This is a genomic window from Halalkalibacter kiskunsagensis, assembly GCF_037027555.1.
In the GTDB taxonomy this organism is placed as follows: domain Bacteria; phylum Bacillota; class Bacilli; order Bacillales; family Bacillaceae_D; genus Halalkalibacter; species Halalkalibacter kiskunsagensis.
The window spans coordinates 1-2,886 of the sequence record NZ_JAXBLX010000094.1 but is presented as its reverse complement, the minus strand read 5'-3'; the positions used below and the strand labels follow the sequence as shown (position 1 = coordinate 2,886).

Below are 2,886 nucleotides of genomic sequence, written 5' to 3'. Positions count from 1 at the left end.
GAGCACAGTCATGATCACGAGCACAGTCATGATCACGAGCACAGTCATGATCACGAGCACAGTCATGATCACGAGCATAGTCATGATCACGGGCATAGTCATGATCACGGGCATAGTCATGATCACGAGCACAGTCATGATCATGGACACCATCATCACCGTTCTTATAAGGATATTGTTAAGTTGATTAAATCGGCCGATTTGTCCGATCAGGTAAAGGAAACGTCCTTAAGCATTTTTAAGAAAATTGGCGAAGCGGAAGGACATATTCATAACGTGCCATTAGAAAGAGTTCATTTTCATGAAGTTGGTGCAGTTGATTCAATTATCGATATTGTTGGAGCAGCGATCCTGCTTCATCAGCTTGAAATTGACATCATCAAATCATCTCCTATACCAGTAGGAACAGGAAACATTCGTATTGACCATGGTGTTTACCCTGTTCCAGCACCTGCTACATTAGAAATGTTAAAAGAAGTTCCAATTGCACAAAGTGAATTGAAATTTGAATTAACAACACCAACGGGCGCTGCGATTGTTTCGGTTTTAGCTAAAGAGTTCTGTGCACTACCTGCCATGACGGTCAAGCAGATTGGTTACGGGGCAGGAACAAAAACGTTTAAAGATCATCCGAATGTACTTCGTGTCATTATTGGTGAATAGATTATATGCTAGTTTTTAGGGTCAACAATTGAGAGGAGGTTGAATATGTCTTCCTATCTTCCCCCCGACGATGAGCATACTGATGATCAAATGGTCAAAATGGAAGTGAATCTTGATGATGTTTCAGGTGAATGGCTTGGCTATGTTATGGACTTACTTTTTGATCATGGAGCAAATGACGTTTTCTATACACCAATCTATATGAAAAAAAATAGACCCGCTATTTTACTGCAACTGCTTTGTTCCCAAACAGCGATTCCTAAAATGGAAGAAATTCTTTTCAGAGAAACGACAACTCTTGGAGTTCGTTACTATCCATTAACAGTTCATCGCTTAGAAAGGCAGTATAAAAAAGTCATAACCGAATGGGGCCCGGTCTCTGTTAAAGAAGGAATTTATGGTGGACAAGTTGTACAAAGGTCACCAGAATTTGAAGAATGCAAAGAGATTGCGAAGCTTCAACAAATTCCTTTAAAAAAAGTTTATGAACAGGTATGGAAGGAAATTGATAGCGTCCGGTAAAAGCAAAATCACTGTCCTATTTCAATTAACAGACTTCCTACTCTCATGTAGCTTAGTTCTTTCAACGTATTTCTATGAAGCGCGTTTTACACGGAAGAATTAAGAGCTCGTAATGGAAAAAAATTACGAGCTCTTTTTGACTATTTTAATTATGTTCTTTTTCATTTATTAATAAACAATTCAAAGTGAGAGCGAAAAAGGGATCAAAAATATCGAGGAACTTACAGAGTTATATAGTAGTGTTCTATTTATAATAATAATTACAATAAATCAAGAAATTTGTATATAGGAATGATGTATTTGAAAAAGTATATTTTTATGATAGTAATTTTAGTATTTATAGGTGGATGCTCACAATCGATGAGTTCAGATGAAAGAGCACAGACAGAGAAAAACAAGAAAGAGTTAATTTTAGCTATTGGAACAGAACCTGATACGGGCTTTGATCCTACTACAGGCTGGGGACGCTACGGCTCGCCGTTATTTCAAAGTACATTACTAAAACGTGATTATGAATTATCGATTACGTATGATGTAGCAACGAACTATAAAATAAGTAGTGACAGGTTAACTTGGACAGTTGAACTTCGAGATGGTGTAAGGTTCTCAGACGGAGAAGCACTAACAGCTAAGGATGTAAAATTTACGTTTGAACAAGCGAAAGCAAGTGGTTCTGTATTAGACCTAACGATTCTCGATCGTGTTGAGGCAATTGATGAGCATACGATTGCCTTTCACCTTAAAGAACCGCAATCTACGTTTATTCAATCGTTATTGACGCTGGGAATTGTTCCTGAGCATGCTTATGATGAACATTATGCCCAAAATCCAATCGGATCAGGGCCATACAAGCTTGTACAATGGGACAAGGGTCAACAGATAATTGTTGAAATGAATCTCGAATATTATGATAGAAAACCATTTTTTGAGAAAGTTACCTTTTTATTTTTAAATGAAGATGCGGCATTTGGTGCAGCAAAATCAGGACAAGTTGATATGGCTTCTATTCCGGCCGCATTCAGTATGCAAGACGTTCCAGGGATGCGTCTTGAATCAATTCAAAGTGTAGATAACCGAGGGATTATGTTTCCGTATGTTGCATCTGGCGAAGAAACAGAAGACGGATTCGCAATAGGGAATGATGTAACAGCTGATTTGGCTATTCGTCAAGCAATTAACATAGCGATTGATAGACAAGGATTAGTTGATGGAGTATTAGAAGGAAATGGAACCCCAGGGTATTCCGTTGCTGATAGACTTCCCTGGTGGAATCCAGAAACAGTGATTGATGATCATGAAATCGCGCGAGCGCAAGAGATTTTAGCTGAAGCTGGCTGGGAGGATATAAGTGGAGATGGCACACTTGAGAAAGATTCGGTCAAAGCGGAATTTAGCTTGCTTTATCCAGCAAGTGATGTAACTAGACAATCGTTAGCCATTGCCGTGGCTGATATGATCAAACCAATAGGTATCAATATAGTAGTGGAAGGAAAAAGCTGGGATGATATAGAGACATTGATGCATTCAAATGCTGTGTTAATGGGGTGGGGAAGCCATGACCCTTTGGAAATCTATCATGTCTATAGTGGAGACAATGCAGGAGTAGAGTATTTTAATCCAGGTTACTCAACTTTCGCACCAATAAAAGTTCAATAAGCTCAACCAACAGTAGTTGCTGACGTCATTGAAATCCTTTCATTG

Annotated in this window: 1 protein-coding gene and 1 pseudogene; both read left to right on the top strand. The window is 38.7% G+C overall.

Going from position 1 to position 2,886, the window contains the following annotated elements:
* Window positions 1-1,185, top strand: a pseudogene (larC, locus tag SLH51_RS24345) (nickel pincer cofactor biosynthesis protein LarC); the annotation flags it as partial.
* A 360-nt stretch (window positions 1,186-1,545) separates the two neighbouring features.
* Window positions 1,546-2,841 (top strand): ABC transporter substrate-binding protein, encoded by a 1,296-nt coding sequence (locus tag SLH51_RS24340; protein WP_335964177.1) that lies wholly within the window; start codon window positions 1,546-1,548, stop codon window positions 2,839-2,841.
* Window positions 2,842-2,886: the final 45 nt, after the last annotated feature.